This is a genomic window from Arthrobacter sp. ISL-95, from assembly GCF_018613695.1.
Taxonomy (GTDB): Bacteria; Actinomycetota; Actinomycetes; order Actinomycetales; family Micrococcaceae; genus Arthrobacter.
In genome coordinates this window covers 245571-261287 of sequence record NZ_JAGGPR010000005.1, presented here as the reverse complement: position 1 = coordinate 261287, position 15717 = coordinate 245571, and the positions used below count along the sequence as shown (strand labels likewise).

Below are 15717 nucleotides of genomic sequence, written 5' to 3'. Positions count from 1 at the left end.
AAACAGCGGCTAAACCCAGGAGCTTCCATGTCATCTACCTTCAGATCCACCTCGCGCCGGAGCAACGCCCCGTTGGTCGCTGCGCCCGTCTCCCGCGATCTTGTGGTCGACTTCATCCGCGTAGCCTGCATGTTTGCCGTGGTTGCCGTTCACTTGCTCATGATGGGCATCAGCGTTGGTGAATCCGGTATCGGAGTGGGCAATCCCCTGACATCCCTGAGCTGGTTCGCGCAAGGTACATGGTTTGGCCAAGTCATGCCGTTGTTCTTCATCGTGGGCGGTTTTGCTTCGCTCACGTCATGGCGCAGCCTGAAACGCAAGGGCGGCGATGGCGGTGACTTCCTCAGGAGCCGGGTGCTGCGACTGGTCCGGCCTACAGTCGCCCTGTACATCTTCCTCGCCATTGCCTTGTGGACTGCGACGGCGGCTGGTGTCCCCGCGGACTTGCTTGCCGTTGTCGCTGCGGGCGCCGGAGTGCAGCTGTGGTTCCTCGCCGCGTACCTGATCTGCCAGGCAATGGTCCCCACCATGGCCAGGTTCCATGAGGCAGCGCCGTACCGGACCATTGCAGCGCTGGCCGCGGGCGCCGTCGTCGTCGATGTTCTTCGTCTGGGCTTGGAGCGCAACCCGTGGGGCTTCGATTCGAACCCGATCGGCCTGCTGAACATGGTGTTCGTGTGGGGCCTTCTGCAACAGCTGGGGTTCTTCTACGCCGACGGGTTCTTTGATCGTTTCGCCAAGTGGAAGCTCGTTCTTGCCGCTGCCGGCTGCTACGCCCTGATGGTTCCGCTCACGCACGCCGGGCCGTATCCGGTGGACATGCTGACCAGCCAGAACCCGCCCATGTTCCCGCTGATCCTGGTAGGGCTGGCGCACATCCTGTTGGTGAAAGCCGCGTATCCGGCGCTGCAGCGATGCGTCCACGTTGGCTGGGTGCAGAAGGTGATGTTCGTGGTGGGGAGCCGGGCAATGACCATCTATCTATGGCACCTGCCATTGATCATCGCCATGTTTGGCATTGCCCTGGTCCTTCGCCTGCCGTTCCCGGAACCCGCCGGCACCGAGTGGTGGCTCAGCCGTCCGCTGTTCTACGTGGCTGCTTGGGCGCTGGTGCTGCTGGTTTCCACCCCGCTGGCCCGGCTGGAACTAGCCAGCACTGCACTGGCACCGGGTGCGGTCCGACCCGCCATGTGGCGAATTGCCCTCGGGACCGTGCTGGCCATCGTCCCGCCGTTCGTCGTGATGAGGTCGGCGCTGGACGTTGCGAACGCGACCTGGGGGCTGGTGCTCTTGGTGATCGCCGTCGAGCTGGTGTCCGGCAGGCTTCCGGACCGGGCCTGGAAGACTCCTCGGGTTGTTTCATCGGGGTCGGCGGCTTCCTGAGCCTCACTGAAAACCGAACGGCCGCAGAACAACCTGATGGGGGATGTTCTGCGGCCGTTCTCTTGTTCAAACAAAGCTACCGCTGGAAAGAAGCTAGTAGTTTCGCCGGTGCTTCAGCCGCGGAATTGCGACGGCGAACACCGCAGCCGCTGCGAAGCCCAGTACGCCAGTGGCCCAGACGCCGGCCGACAACGAGAATGCAGCCGTTAACCCGGAGAGCAGCACAGGTCCTCCAGTGCCACCCGAGTCGGCCATGAATCGCCAAATTCCCAGGAAGTGACTCCGCCCGTTGTCCGGCGAGAAGTCAGCGCCGAGCGTCATGATGAGCCCTGAACTGATGCCGTTACCGAACCCGATGAGCAAGGCAACCAAGAGGAGCGGGACGAACCCGGCAGTGAACGGAACCAGAAGCAGCGCGGTTCCCATGATCAGCGTTGACGGGATGGCAACCCATTGACGCCCCTTCCTGTCCATGAGTTTCCCGGCAGGGTAGAACACCAGCATGTCGATCGCTCCCGACAAGCCGAAGATCAACGAAGCGTGTGTGGCGTCGAGTCCCACATGGTCCGCCCACAGCGGGATGACTACCTGTCGCGATGCACGCAATGCACTCAGCAGAAGGATGCCGAAGCCAACCGTCAGGAACACCCGGGCATGCGAAACCGCGACGCTCCGCAAGCTGGACGCGGGAGGCCGGGGGCCGCCGTCGGACGTCCCGGGGGCAACCAGATCCGGGATGGTGAGTGACAAAACGGCAGCGGCCAGCATGCCACCAAAGCCCACCCAATACGCACCGCTGATACCGGCAAACTGCATCACGCCAGCACCCACAAACGGCCCGATGAAAAGCCCGATCCTGGTGACACCGCCCAGGGTTGAGAGGGCACGCGCGCGGAACATCACAGGCACAGCCTCGGTGAGGAACTTTTGCCGCGCGAGGTTGAAGACGCTGGCCGACATACCCACCAGGGTCATGGAAGCGGCCAGCAGCCACAGTCCATGCTCCATTTGAGGGGCAAACGCCGCCGCGCCGAGGGCAATCGCACCCACAGCACCTGCTCCTACGATCGACCACCGCTCACCGAACTTCTCGGTGATGATCGACGCCGGGATGTTGAATAACCACGAGCCCAAGCCGATGAGCGTGACGATCAATGCCGATACCGCCACGGATGCGCCGAGCTCGCGCGCTGAGAGGGCAATGACCGGTAGGACAGCTCCCTCGCCGACACAGAAGAGTACAGCTGGCCCGAATGCCGGTAGCGCTACGCTGCGGAGGCTGAAGTTTTTGTCTGCTTGGGTGGTGGTCATCCCTTTCATCCTATGACCGCCGTCGCCGGGTGGAGGGCCGCACGACGTTAGGTGCTCGCGCTAAGGGTCGGGCTCGCACCTGTTGCCGCCTGGCGCACCCTTTCGTAGTCGGGATCGCACCTCTTTGCGCCATTCGCACCAGAGGTTACGGGAGCGATCGGCGCGTACGGTAGCGACGGAGTGTGGTGAGTGGTTGAGGTTGCTCGGTGGGACGGAGTGGTACCGATTCCTGCGGCGCACCCGTTGCCGCCTGGCGCACCCTTTCGTGGTCGGGATCGCACCCCTTCGCGCCATTCGCTACAGAGGTTACGGGAGCGATGGGCGCGTACGGTAGCGACGGAGTGTGGCGAGTGGTTGAGGCTGCTCGGTGGGACGGAGTGGTACCGATTCCTGCGGCGCACCCGTTGCCGCCGGGCGCACCCTTTCGTGGTCGGCGTCGCACCCTTTCGCGCCATTCGCACCAGAGGTTACGGGGGCGATCGGCGCATACGGTAGCGACGGAGTGTGGTTAGTGGTTGAGGCTCATTGTGGGACGGGTGGCGCCCACCGATTCCTGCGGCGCACCCTTTCGGCCTGGCGCTCCCGTTAGTGGTCGGGATCGCACCACTTCGCGCCAAGCGCACCAGAGGTTACGGGAGCGATCGGCGCGTACGGTAGCGACGGAGTGTGGTGAGTGGTTGAGGCTCATTGTGGGACGGGTGGCGCCCACCGATTCCCGCGGCGCACCCGTTGCAGCCTGGCGCACCCTTTCGTGGTCGGGATCGCACCACTTCGCGCCATTCGCTCCAGAGGTTACGGGAGCGATCGGCGCGTACGGTAGCGACGGAGTGTGGTGAGTGGTTGAGGCTCATTGTGGGACGGGTGGCGCGTACCGATTCCCGCGGCGCAACCGTTGCCGCCTGGCGCACCCTTTCGTGGTCGGGATCGCACCACTTCGCGCCAGTCGCACCAGAGGTTACGGGGGCGATCGGCGCGTACGGTAGCGACGGAGTGCGGGAGTGCGGGAGTGCGGACGGATGCTCGCAGTTGTTGCGGCTCCGGGAAGCCGGAACCGCAACAACTACATGCGAAGCGAGATTACTTCCTTGGCTTAGCGGCGGTTGGCTGCTGCCTTGCGGCGCCCGAGTGCTGCAAGCACCAGGCCCATCAGGAGCAGGGCTCCTGAAACGAGAACCAACTGATCGTTCAGGCCCGTCTTAGCCAGGGTGTTGGCACTACCGACGGCGGTGGAGACCGACGCGGTCCATGCACCTTGGGTGGCACCTTGGGTCACTACGGTACCGGCTTGGGTGGCAACACCGGTGTTGGTGGTGCTCGCAATGGGTTGGGTGGCGGCAGGCGGGTTAACCACAGGAGGGTTCACGACCGGAGGGTTCACGACCGGAGGGTTTACAACCGGAGGGTTCACAACCGGAGGATTGACCACCGGAGGATTCACGACAGGCGGGTTCACCACCGGAGGATTCACGACAGGCGGGTTCACCACCGGAGGATTCACGACCGGAGGGTTCACAACCGGAGGATTCACGACAGGCGGGTTCACAACTGGAGGGTTAACCGTGGCTGTCGACCCTCCACCAATTCCCACCGAGGTGGCGCCAAGGCTGACGGGAGCCGTGATCGGGATGATCAGCTGAGTGCCGGAAAGAATTCCGTCGCTGCCGGAAGTGGTGCTGCCGGACGTTGTGCCAGCCGGGGCAGATCGCCGGTGGTGCCCGTGTTAGTTGCGGACGAGTCACCCAGCAGACCAGCCGAAGTAGCACCCAAGCTGATCGGCACAGCCACAGGAGCAACAACCTGCGTGCCCGAACCAATGCCATCCGAACCGGAAGTGGTGCTGCCGGACGTTGTGCCCGAAGGGGCAGTTCCGCCGTTGGTGCCGGTCGTGCCCCCGGTGCCCGTGTTCGTGGCCGAGGAGTCACCCAGCAAACCAGCGGAAGTCGCACCCAGGTTAATCGGCACAGCCACAGGAGCAACAACCTGAGTGCCCGATCCAACGCCATCCGAACCGGAAGTGGTGCTGCCGGACGTTGTGCCAGCCGGGGCAGATCCGCCGGTGGTGCCCGTGGTGCCCGTGTAAGTTGCGGACGAGTCGCCGCCAACACCCACGGCAGTGGCTCCGACGTTAACAGGGACCGAAATCGGAGCCACTACCTGAGCGCCGGACGCGATACCCTCTCCCCGCGACGTCGTTGCCTGCGCCGGAGCCGGCGCCGAAGCGGGAGCCTGGGCCGAAGCGGGAGCCTGGGCCGGAGCAGGAGCTGAAGATGTAGCAACCGAGTCGCCAAGTACACCGGCGGACGTCGCTCCCAGCGTGACAGGAATCGTTACGGGCGCAACAACTTGGGTTCCCGAGGCGATACCGTCGGAGCCGCTGGTGCTGGCTGCCGGCGTCGAACTTGTTGCCGCGGCAGGAGCGGCAGGTGTGGCTGAGCTCGCCGCAGTGGAGCCCCCCAGCAGACCCACTGATGACGAGCCCAGGTTTATGGGCACCGTTACCGGAGCGACTATCTGCGTTCCGGAGCCGATGCTGTTGGAACCGTTGGTGCTGGCAGTCGGTGCTGCAACGGACCCTGAACCTGCAGCAGGTGCCGGCGCGGACGCCGTAGCTGCTGAATCCCCCAACAGTCCAAGTGATGTTGCCCCGACGCTGATCGGCGCTGTTACCGGCGCCACCACTTGCGTGCCGGAAAGGAGTCCGTCCTTGCCGCTGGTGGCGTCCGCGGCGTTTGCCGCAGTGGCGCTGAGGACGATCATGCCCCCGGCAAAGCATGTGCCGATGAGGCACTTGCGTATGGTCGTGTTCATTGTGATTCTCTCCTGAAGGCGTTGTTCCCATGGGCGTCCGAGGTGACGGATCGCCTGATTGACCGTCTGCCGCGAAGAGCTGCGCGGCTGGGTGGGGAACTAGTCAGGAGAGGAGCCGGGGTCTGAGCAGACCGGCTTTGGATGTTGTTCATTGTCGGCCATTGCAAGGCCGGGAAGAGCGTCGACGGGCATGATCAGGGCGCGCTGCAGGAATGCTGCTGCGGGGCTGGGCGGACCGTTTTGGGAGTTTCCGGAGCCGGCTCCCGTGAGGCTGCCGGGCACCGCTGCGGGGCCGGAAGGCAGGTCTGCAGGTGACGCGGGATCGGCGGCTGAGGAGGCGCCGCCGAGCACCGCGGTGATCCCCGTGGGACCGAAGTTCCGAGCAGGATTCTGCAGCGCTGACGTGCCGGCGTTCACCCCTGGCGGAGTGACACGGGAGTGAAGCTCAGGAACGGTTGGGTCGGTGGAATGTACGACGCCGGTAGTCACCGAAGTGCCAGGCTCCGCCGTCGCAGGGTCAACAGCCAAGTCAGTTCCCGGCACGCCGGGAGCCGCGGGTGCTGCGACGGGTGACTCAACCACCGGCAGAACCGCTACCGGCGCTGGCGGGACCGCTACCGGCGGAGATACTACTGGCGGAACCACGACTTCGACGGGCGCCAGCACGGTGTCCACCACGCCGACAATCGGATCAACAATCGGGGTGACCACGTCCGTGACAGACTCCAGCCGAACGGGTTCCAGAGCCTGGTTCACCGGCGGAACAACTACGTTGACGGTGTGATCCACCGTGTCAGTGACAGGAGCCACCACCGTGTTCACCACAGTTCCGGCAGTGTCCGGTGAAACCACGTGGTTGACCACCGGCACCGCTGAAACCACCCGATCAACCGTGCCTCTGATGTGTTCCACAAGGGGTGTCACAGCAGGCACGTGGACGTTGATCTGGTTGTTGGGTACTAGTCCTTTGACCACATTGGGCAGGGGCACGTACGGCACCGGAACACGGACCGATGTTGAGGACGTGACACTGCCCGAAAGGTTGTTGCCGGGGGTTCCGGTATCTGCACTCGCGGCTGTAGCGGAGAGTGCCATCCAGATTGCGGTTCCAGCGCCAGCGACCATGACAGAGCGGAGAATGCTGGTAGCACGCGGAAACACGCGTGAACCCTTCATCTCGACACCCCCAGGTAGTCGCGAACCAATGATCGCCTTCATCCTAGGACGGCGTCACGCGGTTAGTCCATGGGTGGGAGTAAACAATGACAAATTTGTAAGGAACCTTGTTTTACGCGGGATAAAAGCCTGTCTTTTCCGGCCCGAAGTCCGGAGTGGCCAAAGAAGAACGTCCTTGGGCGTTGGTTTCCTGAAGCCTCTTAATGAACCAGCGTGATTGTTCGGGGCCATAAGGCAGCACGGGAATGGCCTTTGTGGCGTCGGATGGCATATCGCGAATCGACTGCGTTGCCTGCCTGACGGCGGTACCCATGGTGTCAGCCATGGTCTTGACGAACTCGTCGCTGGCAGGTTCGCCGTGCCCCGGAACCAGGAATTCGTAGCGGTGGCGCAGAGCCGAGATGTGCCGCAGGGCATCCGCCCATTCCTCCGGATACGAGTCCTCGAACGACGGATGCGCGCCCTGCTCCACCAGGTCACCCACGAACAGGGTGGAGCTGGTGCCAACCAGGAGGTCACCGTCCGTGTGGGCCCGGCCCAGGTAGAAGAGCGTGGCGGTGATACCGCCGAGGTCAACGAGGACAGGCTGGTCGTGGACCAAGGCGTTGGGGACAACGATGTCGACGGCGTCGCCCTCCCCCGCTGCCATCTCGGGTTCGTTGGTGGCTACGAAGCGTCGCTGGTTATCGGCGTCGCGTTCGATAGTGGCCGCACAGTTGGCGTGCGCCCAAAACTCCGTGACGCCGTCGTCGGCAAATACTGCGTTGCCGAAGAAGTGGTCGTAGTGGGCGTGAGTGTTCACCACTACCAGCGGAAGTTGGGTCTTTTCGCGAACTGCAGCCAGGATCTCCCGGCCTTGGCGCGGGCCGCAGCCGGTGTCGATGACCATGGCGAGCTTTGAGCCCACCACGAGCCCGGTGTTGAGTAACGATCCCTCGGTTTCCAAGACGTAGTTGTCCGGTCCGAGTTCTAGCCAAGCTGACAATTCGTGCTCCGTATCCACTGCAATCCGGCGATGTTCAGGCCTCTACTCTACCCACGGAACCCGTGCGGATGCTGGAAGGAAACGGAAACGGCCCGGAAGCAATCAATGCTTCCGGGCCGTCGCATCCGGTATTACAGGAACGCGTTCATGGTGTTCCAGCCGACGCCAACCTGCCCGGAGTACAACCACCAGCTGTAGCCGTTGCCGGCGTACAGGACCAGTTCTCCGCTGCTGGTGCGTCCAAGAACGTCCACCTTTCCGTCGCCGTCGAAGTCGCCCGGGGCTTCAATGGCGTTGAAGATGTTCCAACCGACGCCCACCTGGCTCGCTGCAAGCCATCCACCGGCTCCGTTGCCCGGGTAGAGCAGCAAGGCGCCTGATCCGTTGCGGGCAATGACGTCAGCTTTGCCGTCGCCATTGAAGTCCCCTACGCCGTCGATGGCTGTCATGACGTTCCAGCCTGCACCGATCTGGCGGGGCTGGAGCCAACCACCGGTGCCATTGCCCGGATAAAGCCACAGAACGCCATTCCCATTGCGGGCAATGACATCCGCCGTCGCGTCCCCGTTGAAGTCACCCGTTGACTTGATGGATGTCATCACGTTCCAGCCGGCACCGATCTGGGTGCGGCCGAGCAAGCCACCCCATCCATTGCCTGGGTACAGCCACAGAACGCCGTTGCCATCGCGGGCAATGACGTCCGCATAACCGTCTCCGTTGAAGTCGCCGGGCGCTTCGACGGCGGTCATGGCGTTCCAGCCGGCGCCGATCTGGGTGCGGCCACCCCGCCAGTTGCCGTAGCCTGTGCCTTTGTAGAGCCACAAAGCGCCGTTGGAATCACGAGCGATCACGTCACTGGTGCCATCACCATTGAAATCGGTGAGCTTTTGGTGGGGCGCTTGAAGAGGAGCGGCACCACCGAACTTTTTCAGCGCCGCGGTGGCGTCTACCAAGCCCGCACCGCAGCCAGCGGAGCATCCGGCAGGAAGCGGCCGGGCTGATTCCATGAGTTGCTGTTCCAGCAACTGGGGCGTGAGGGTGTTACCTTCAGCCGCGAAGAGGAGAGCCGCGATGCCTGCCACGTGGGGAGAAGCCATGGAGGTGCCCTGCATGAACGCAAAAGCGGGCTCATCCGGCGTGGTGGTTCCGTAGTTCAACGTGGACAAGATGCCGCGGGTGACATCTGTTGTCATGTCGCCGCCGGGCGCCGTTACGTCAATGGCGCTTCCGTAGTTGGAGTATTCTGCCCGCGCGCCGGACTTGGTACTTGCCGCCACGGTGATGACGTTCTCGCAGTTGCCGGGGCTGATGTCCGACGCAGGGCGATTGGAATTTCCTGCAGAGACCACTACCGCCGCACCTGCGTTGTACGCAAAGTTGATGGCGTTCTGATAGGTGGCGGAGCACGTTGCGACGCCGCCGAGGCTGATGTTGATCACCTTTGCCGGGTTGGGGTTGACGGGAAGGTCAGTCACCACGCCGCCCGCGGCCCAGACGATTGAGTCAGCAATGTCGGAGCTGTAACCTCCGCAGACTCCCAGCGCCCGCACCGGAAGAATTTTTGACTTCGGCGCGACGCCACTGATCCCTATGCTGTTGTTTCCAACTGCGGCCACGATTCCTGCCACGTGGGTACCGTGCCAGGAAGAACTTTCAGCGGGGCTCCCCGCCTCACATTCTTCCGCCGGGACCCAGTCACCCTGGTCAGTGGGGTCCGGATCCCTGCCGTTTCCGTCCCGCGCGTCAGCTGCACTGGAGATCATGTCGTAGCCGGGCAGCACATTCCCGTTGAGCTCGGGGTGGTTGGTGATGCCGGTGTCAACGATCGCCACCACAACACCTTCGCCCTGGTTATAGTTCCAGGCTGCGGGGGTACGGACGCCGGAGAAGTTGTCCCACAGGTTCCACTGCTCCGTGTAGCCGTAGTCTTTCGAATGGGCTGTGGGATGCATGATGGCGTCCGGCTCTGCGTAAGCGACAGCCGGATCAGCGCGGAGCGTCTCCACGAAAAGCTTGGCTTCGGACGTCGTGAGGGCCTCGTCGAGCTTGATGACGTGGCCGCCCGTGGCGTTTTGGCGAGAGCTTTCCGCAGAGACACCGAGCTTGGTTGCTGCCTGGTCCGCCGCGTTTTCGGCCTTCACCGCAGCTGCTTGGGCGGCGTTGTCCCGCATGCCAACAATGAATTGGTCCGTAGCCGTTTCGGGCGTTGGCTGAAGCACCTGCGGGGTGCTTGGGACGATGTCGTTAAGATCTGCGGCGGCCGCCGGCTGAACAGCCAGTCCCCCGCTGATAAGAAGTGTGGTTACCGCTATGCCGATGGAACTCAGCGAGCGCAGCCGGGAATTATTCACCATGTTCGGGCTTTCTAGGGAAAGCGCGAGCAACCTTAGAACGGCTGATCGCGCGCAACTGGAGACCACCAGCTGACCCCCAGGAAATTGTAATCTGACTCTCGGCTGCAACGCGTACGAGACGCGTTTATGACAGCCTCAGCGAACCTTCGGCACCGCGAACTTAGCCGACCCGCTCAAACACCATGGTGGCCTGAATGCGGTCACCGCCGCCGATCACTCCCTTACTCCCGCTGCTGGCAGTGGTGATGGTGTGGAGCCGGTAGCCCTTTGCGGCTTGATCGTTGATGGCCTTTTCCAGGGAGGGAAGGTTGCCCGAACCGGCGCCCCACATTTTCTCTTTCAGGATCACTTGGAGAACAACGTATTGCTGCATTGCACCACTTCCTTCTGTTGTTGGCCGGCCTCGAGTTGCTGGACGCCCGCGTTGTTGGCCGATTGCGTGCAAGGCTACTCGACGCCGGTGGGGAACCTTTGGGTTTTAGCCCAGTTGGCGCAGTCCGACGTTTTCAAGCGTGCATTCTTGCGCCTTTGACGATCCGGTCAACCACGTTTTTAGGACCGCGGAGGGCGATTCCCACCAGGTCAAGGTCGTGGGCAGCAACTGCCGCTACTGCTGCACGGTTCGCTTCGTCGTGGCCGGTGGAGAAAAGGTCCCGTGTGTATAAGGCAAGGCGGATCTCGCGAGCAAGCGCCCGCTCCCGTGCTGCTGCCAAAAGTTCTTGCCCCGCCGTGAGAACCAGAACTGGCTGGCGAAGCATGGGAAGGTAGTCATTCCCATCCCGATCCTGGTAGGGCTCTCCCGTCAGACCCGGGGCACTGGTGGCGATGGCGCTCATGAGGAATGCTGTCACGTTCAGCTCTTGCCACGGCAGAAGGTTGTCGCTAAGGACCACCACCACTTTTGTGTCGAAGCGAACGGTCGCGGAGGAAGGGGCATCAATGGTTGCCGTGGAGTTTTCTTGCATGAACCCCAGCATGGCTGCAGGCAGGAACAGCGGTCTTGTACATTTCTTGCATGGGTAACTCAGTGAGGGCGTGGCATCCGGCCGTGCCTTATGTGCGCGAGGTACTGCATGCAACGTTCGAGGATCACAGCTACCCGTCCCATACCCATGAGGATTGGACTGTCCTTCTGATCGACAAAGGTGCCGTGACTTACGATCTTGGCCGCACCGAGCATCAGGCAGTTCCTGCCTCAATCACCCTGCTACCCCCGCATGTCCCGCACGACGGTAGATCCGCCGTCGGGGGTGAATCATTCCGTAAGCGAGTCCTGTACCTGAGTGAAGCCTGGCTGCCCGCCAAAGCAACGGACGCAGCGATAGCGCAGCCGCTGCTTTTGGATCCGCAGACGGTGGCAACCGTGGAGGGCATCCATACGGCACTGTCCATGCCGGCTGATGCGATGGAGGCCGAATGCGGCGTTCTGGCTCTCCGGGAATCCGTGCGATCGCATCTGGGAACGCCGTTGTCGCCAGCGCGGGACGCTCCCCCGGCCCGCCAGCTGCGCGAGATGCTGGATGACCGACTCTTTGAGTCTTTACCATCGCCGAAGCGGCTCAATTACTGGGTGCGCATCCGAGCCATTTGGTGCGCGCATTTTCCAAGGCTTACGGCATCGCCCCCTACCGCTATGTCACGGGGCGCCGCGTGGACCGCGCCCGACGCCTGCTGCTGGACGGTCGCCCGGCTTCTGTTGCAGCGGTAGAGGCGGGCTTCCATGATCAGTCGCACCTCACCAGGCATTTCCGGCGCGTCCTCGGAACAACTCCGGGGACGTTCACCGCTTGACCGCTCACGCTGGCAAGCGACTAGGCGCGGTCGTGAAGCGTCACGTGGTAGCCGTCGGGGTCGGCGAAGGTGAAGGTGAGGCCGAATGGACCGTCGATGGGGGCTGTGACAATGGTGTGGCCGTCGCCAACCAGAGCGTCATGGATGTCTTGGACATCGGTGGCGTGAAGCCAGATCGCGGCGCCGATTCCTGGCTGATTAATGGACGACAGGTCCGCCCCGGGGGCAATGGTGCGGAGCGCGAAAGCGATCGGCGTCGTGTCGAACACGACGGCGTGGGGCGGCCCTGCTGGCGAGCGGACAAGGCCGAGGTACTGCTCGTAGAACGCTTGAGAGGCGTCGAGATTGCGTGCTTGGAGTGAGATGAAGTCGGGGCCGGTGACGGGCATGTGATGCTCCTTCGGTTTCTTTGTCAGTTATCTGACATGAACAACTTATGTCAGAATACTGACATGAGTCAACGCGGAATCGACCTCACCACGTCACTGGGGTATCTGCTGAAAGAAGCATCGAGCGCCCTGCGTGCTTCCATGGAAGCAGCGCTGCGGCCACTCGGAATGACCATCACCCACTACTCCTGCCTGGAACTCCTGGCGCAGCGCCCCGGTCTGTCCAATTCCGAGCTGGCCCGCGGAGCGTTCGTCACCCGGCAGTCCATGAACGTGCTGCTCCAAGCCTTGGAACGCGACGGCTACGTGACCCGCCCGGAGGAGGCTCGCGTAGGGAAAGTCCTTCCCGCGCAGCTCACGCCGCTGGGTCGAAGCAGCCTTGAGAAGGCGAGCGCTGCGGTCCGCGCCGTTGAGAACAAGATGCTCGGCGGCATGACGCAGGACGAACAAACCACCGCGTTCAAGGCGCTGCAAAGCATGATCCACTCGTTGCGCGACGACACACAGGATGGCACCCATGAGAATCAGTAGAACCACCGGGTTCGGCGTCGCCGCTATGGCAGTAGTGGCACTGCTGAGTGGCTGCACCATTGAGAATCAAGCCACTCCCCCGGCGACCTCCGCAAACGCCGTTGCATCGCGGTCCACGTCGGCCGCGGAGGCAGCAGTAGCCCAGATCCCGGGAGCAGATCTTGAGGCGGCCCGCGCGTGGGACGGCACCACCGCATACGTCATCGCGACCCTCTCCGTGACGGACGCCTTCACCGGTGACCCAGCAGCTCTCATTGACTACTCGTTGGCGCAGCTCGCTTCCCAGGATGAGGTGGATCGCGGACGTTTTGTGCGCTTCAGCTTCAAAGGGCCCGGGCAGCCATTAGAGACAAGCAAGGCGTTGTTGGCATCGTTGGGCATCGAGTCGGCACAGTACGCGGGCGGGTCCTCGCTGGAACTTGCCAATCAGGATCTGGATGACCTGTACGGCACGTGGCCCGCAGCGGTTCCCGACGTCCCGGCGTCGCTCATTACTAAAGACTGAATCCCGGATGGATTGCTGTGCCCATCGCAGCCTCCCGTCTTCACGCCTAGGGTTGAAGGGGCCCGGGAAAAGCTCGGGCTACTTGGGGGATTTGATGCGCAGCACAGCTTTACGACGTCGGCACCACCGATTGCTTTCAGCTACCACGGTGGTGGTTCTCGCCGCAGTTGCGGCCGGCGGGCTTGCGGGGTGCCGGGTTGTAAAGCGGCCAGCGCCGCCCTACCCGGCAGTGGAGTGGCAGGGTGCCGCTCCCAGCGGAGCGCTTGAGGCCGACCCTTGGGTACAGCCACGAGGAAGTTTCTTGAGGCAGAGCCGTGGCACGGAACATCAACGATTTCTCGATACCTGAGTTGGTGAAAACGGCCAGTAGGGACGTGCGGAGCCGTGCTGCCAGGCCGGCATTCGATGACGTGAAACAGAAACGGCGCCCGGACATTCTCCCCGGCCCAACACCGTTCTTGCCGCTCTCCGTGACGCCCAATTTTCGGGGCAATCCAGAACGGGCAGCCGTGCGGGGCTGCAAAGCAACGGAATGGTCCTCGGAGGAGGGGGAAGTCCCCGCCGAGTTGAAGGGCCACGGCGTGGAGTATCGGATGGAGCGTCTGCCTGACGGAACCATGCGGGTTGAGTCCACCGCCGGGATCTCTGGTTTGGAATGTTCGGACGTCACCCTTCCCCTGGCCTTGTTTGAGCCAGCGCCGGAACCGTCGGACGTTACGGACGTTGTCATTGCTGAGCGTACCGACATCGCCAAAACCCCCGGCGTCACGGCGCGTATAGGCAGGGCATACGACGGCCCAACCCCGTACTTATCCGTGAATGTGGAGCTCTCCGAGGCCTTCACTGGTGATGAGGCCGCACTTCTGGACTCCGTCTTGGCGCAGGTGTGGTCCCAGGACGAGTATGCGCCGGAGAAAGGTGCGCGTTCGACCATCCTCCACCGGACATCAAGGGTGTGTCCCCCCGAACCACCGTCTCACGGGCGCTGACAGAGGCTTTACCCTCACGTAACGTGAGGCTCTACGGTCCTTTGGAGTGGTCCACCTTTCCATGACTATTTCGATTTTGGACACGAAGGATGGGATGGAAGCCGTGCTGGAGGCTCCTGAAGTCGCCCGCCCTAAAGCTCTCCGTAGGGTGTTGGCTCCTGTTCCACGGCATCAGCCAGCAGGGGAAACGCTCTGGGCCAAGGCCCCTGGCGGGCCCTGGTACACCTCTAGGATGCTTTTCAGTCCGTCAAAGGTTCAGAGGATGCGCCGGGCTGGGTGGCGTCCCGCGGGCTGAACGCGGTTCGAAGGATCGCGCAGGGTGAATTTATGATTTTGGGATGGTAACTCTCAGCCAAGCCACTGCAACGGCCCTTGCGTGTGTAGTGCTCATCGCCATCCCCGGGCCGAGCGTGCTCTTCGTGATCGGTCGGGCCCTGAGCCATGGCCGTGCGAATGCCCTGGCCAGCGTGATGGGCAACGCCATCGGCTGCTACACGGTTGGCGCCGCGATTGCCTTTGGCCTTGGTCCTTTGCTGGAGCGCTCGGAACTGCTCTTCCAGAGCATCAAATGGGTGGGAATTCTTTACCTGTTCTGGCTGGGGTTCCAGGCAATCCGGCACGCGGGCCCGGTCGCGGACGGTCCCGAGGCCAGTGTTCGGATTGAAACTCCTTTCGCAGCGGTGCGCGCAGGCACGATCGTGGGCCTGACCAATCCCAAGAGTTTCGTGCTCTTCACCGCGATCGTCCCGCAGTTCATTACCCCTTCGGCGGGCAACACCAGCGCGCAGATCCTCATCTTGGGAATCGTCCCGCTGCTTATCGGCCTGATCACCGACACCGCCTGGGCCTTGGCGGCCGGCCGCGCCCGCAGCTGGCTCGCGAAGTCACCGCGCCGAATGACGACCGTTGGCCGGGTTGGCGGGCTGTCGATTATCGGCGTCGGCATCTCCGCGGCAGCGACCGGCAACCGGCACTAACAACCTCCGCAGCACCTGCTAGCCATGGACAAACGCCATGAAGCTGCAGCCGCTACCCCGTGCAGCGGCTGCGTGAGGACTGCGCAGCAAAAAGCTAAATTCACCTCCTGGAGGTCGTTGGTCCCAACCGCAGAGGGTTGCTCTGACCTGCAGCAGCGCCCGGTGAAGGAATCCTTTACCGGGCAGCCTTGACGCGAAATGAGACGCGCACCGGTACAGCGCCTTCGGGTCTCAATGGGTAGTGGGCCTTGGGCTCAACCAAGAAAATGGACCCTTGTACCAGGCAGATCTTAAACGGTTTGGGGCGGGCAAGGAGTGCATAAGAATGCTCTCAACTTGCCCGCCCCGCGTTACAGATACTGCACTGGTCGTCTCAAGCTGTCCGACGATCAGGTACTGCTGGTGTTGCGCTGGCCGTCTCAAGCTGTCGACGACCAGGTACTGCTGGTGCTGCTGTGTCCGTCTCCTACTGCTCGACGGCCCGGTACTACTGATACTGCGCTGGCCGTCTCAAGCTG

Annotated in this window: 16 protein-coding genes and 1 pseudogene; 8 read left to right on the top strand and 9 right to left on the bottom strand. The window is 62.9% G+C overall.

What is annotated here, in order from left to right; genetic code table 11:
• Positions 1-27: 27 nt before the first annotated feature.
• A complete protein-coding gene (locus tag J7I86_RS07425; protein ID WP_214818517.1) occupies positions 28-1383 on the top strand; it encodes an acyltransferase in 1356 nt (451 codons plus the stop codon).
• 93 nt (positions 1384-1476) lie between these two features.
• Here the strand turns inward: J7I86_RS07425 and J7I86_RS07420 are convergent, their stop codons facing one another.
• The 8 genes from J7I86_RS07420 to J7I86_RS07390 form a co-directional block, all read right to left on the bottom strand.
• Positions 1477-2694, bottom strand: a complete 1218-nt coding sequence (locus J7I86_RS07420) for an MFS transporter (RefSeq protein WP_214818515.1) — start codon at positions 2692-2694, stop codon at positions 1477-1479.
• Between the two features lie 1090 nt (positions 2695-3784).
• Positions 3785-4057: an LPXTG cell wall anchor domain-containing protein gene (locus J7I86_RS22715; protein WP_286179467.1), complete on the bottom strand. Its 273-nt coding sequence runs from the start codon at positions 4055-4057 to the stop codon at positions 3785-3787.
• Positions 4058-4323: 266 nt separating this feature from the next.
• Positions 4324-5502, bottom strand: a complete 1179-nt coding sequence (locus tag J7I86_RS07415) for a chaplin family protein (protein ID WP_286179466.1) — start codon at positions 5500-5502, stop codon at positions 4324-4326.
• Positions 5503-5601: 99 nt separating this feature from the next.
• Positions 5602-6663, bottom strand: a complete 1062-nt coding sequence (locus J7I86_RS07410) for a hypothetical protein (RefSeq protein ID WP_309476687.1) — start codon at positions 6661-6663, stop codon at positions 5602-5604.
• A gap of 127 nt (positions 6664-6790) precedes the next feature.
• Complete coding sequence (locus J7I86_RS07405; RefSeq protein ID WP_286179465.1) at positions 6791-7663, bottom strand: MBL fold metallo-hydrolase; 873 nt, start codon at positions 7661-7663, stop codon at positions 6791-6793.
• Between the two features lie 131 nt (positions 7664-7794).
• Complete coding sequence (locus J7I86_RS07400) at positions 7795-10017, bottom strand: S8 family serine peptidase (RefSeq protein ID WP_214818506.1); 2223 nt, start codon at positions 10015-10017, stop codon at positions 7795-7797.
• 160 nt (positions 10018-10177) lie between these two features.
• Positions 10178-10390, bottom strand: coding sequence for a DUF4177 domain-containing protein (locus J7I86_RS07395; protein ID WP_024817767.1), 213 nt, complete (start codon positions 10388-10390; stop codon positions 10178-10180).
• A gap of 133 nt (positions 10391-10523) precedes the next feature.
• On the bottom strand, positions 10524-10994 hold the full coding sequence (locus tag J7I86_RS07390; protein ID WP_214818491.1) for a DUF2000 family protein: 471 nt from the start codon (positions 10992-10994) through the stop codon (positions 10524-10526).
• A 38-nt stretch (positions 10995-11032) separates the two neighbouring features.
• Here J7I86_RS07390 and J7I86_RS22710 point away from each other — a divergent pair.
• A pseudogene (locus J7I86_RS22710) lies at positions 11033-11377 on the top strand (AraC family ligand binding domain-containing protein); the annotation flags it as partial.
• Between the two features lie 230 nt (positions 11378-11607).
• The gene (locus J7I86_RS22705; RefSeq protein ID WP_309476686.1) at positions 11608-11808 is read left to right on the top strand and encodes a helix-turn-helix domain-containing protein; all 201 of its coding nucleotides are present in this window, start codon (positions 11608-11610) and stop codon (positions 11806-11808) included.
• A 20-nt stretch (positions 11809-11828) separates the two neighbouring features.
• Here J7I86_RS22705 and J7I86_RS07380 read toward each other — a convergent pair whose 3' ends face one another.
• Entirely contained in the window at positions 11829-12197 is a 369-nt protein-coding gene (locus J7I86_RS07380; RefSeq protein WP_214818488.1) for a VOC family protein, read from the bottom strand.
• Between the two features lie 63 nt (positions 12198-12260).
• Here J7I86_RS07380 and J7I86_RS07375 point away from each other — a divergent pair, with 63 nt between their 5' ends.
• The 5 genes from J7I86_RS07375 to J7I86_RS07355 form a co-directional block, all read left to right on the top strand.
• On the top strand, positions 12261-12728 hold the full coding sequence (locus J7I86_RS07375) for a MarR family winged helix-turn-helix transcriptional regulator (RefSeq protein ID WP_214818473.1): 468 nt from the start codon (positions 12261-12263) through the stop codon (positions 12726-12728).
• A complete protein-coding gene (locus J7I86_RS07370) occupies positions 12715-13233 on the top strand; it encodes a hypothetical protein (RefSeq protein WP_214818472.1) in 519 nt (172 codons plus the stop codon). Before J7I86_RS07375 ends, J7I86_RS07370 begins: the two co-directional genes overlap by 14 nt.
• Before the next feature lie 314 nt (positions 13234-13547).
• On the top strand, positions 13548-14222 hold the full coding sequence (locus J7I86_RS22700) for a hypothetical protein (protein ID WP_286179462.1): 675 nt from the start codon (positions 13548-13550) through the stop codon (positions 14220-14222).
• Positions 14223-14560: 338 nt separating this feature from the next.
• Positions 14561-15199, top strand: coding sequence for a LysE family translocator (locus tag J7I86_RS07360; RefSeq protein ID WP_214818470.1), 639 nt, complete (start codon positions 14561-14563; stop codon positions 15197-15199).
• 336 nt (positions 15200-15535) lie between these two features.
• A partial coding sequence (locus J7I86_RS07355; RefSeq protein WP_214818468.1) for a hypothetical protein occupies positions 15536-15717 on the top strand: 182 nt, incomplete at its 3' end.

Excerpts from the sequence above, each read along its gene's own strand:
- J7I86_RS07425 (WP_214818517.1), top strand. The coding sequence starts at position 28 with ATGTCATCTACCTTCAGATCCACCTCGCGCCGGAGCAACGCCCCGTTG.
- J7I86_RS07420 (WP_214818515.1), bottom strand. The coding sequence starts at position 2,694 with ATGACCACCACCCAAGCAGACAAAAACTTCAGCCTCCGCAGCGTAGCG.
- J7I86_RS07415 (WP_286179466.1), bottom strand. The coding sequence starts at position 5,502 with ATGAACACGACCATACGCAAGTGCCTCATCGGCACATGCTTTGCCGGG.
- J7I86_RS07400 (WP_214818506.1), bottom strand. The coding sequence starts at position 10,017 with ATGGTGAATAATTCCCGGCTGCGCTCGCTGAGTTCCATCGGCATAGCG.
- J7I86_RS07395 (WP_024817767.1), bottom strand. The coding sequence starts at position 10,390 with ATGCAGCAATACGTTGTTCTCCAAGTGATCCTGAAAGAGAAAATGTGG.
- J7I86_RS07390 (WP_214818491.1), bottom strand. The coding sequence starts at position 10,994 with ATGCTGGGGTTCATGCAAGAAAACTCCACGGCAACCATTGATGCCCCT.
- J7I86_RS07380 (WP_214818488.1), bottom strand. The coding sequence starts at position 12,197 with ATGCCCGTCACCGGCCCCGACTTCATCTCACTCCAAGCACGCAATCTC.
- J7I86_RS07375 (WP_214818473.1), top strand. The coding sequence starts at position 12,261 with ATGAGTCAACGCGGAATCGACCTCACCACGTCACTGGGGTATCTGCTG.
- J7I86_RS07370 (WP_214818472.1), top strand. The coding sequence starts at position 12,715 with ATGAGAATCAGTAGAACCACCGGGTTCGGCGTCGCCGCTATGGCAGTA.
- J7I86_RS07360 (WP_214818470.1), top strand. The coding sequence starts at position 14,561 with ATGGTAACTCTCAGCCAAGCCACTGCAACGGCCCTTGCGTGTGTAGTG.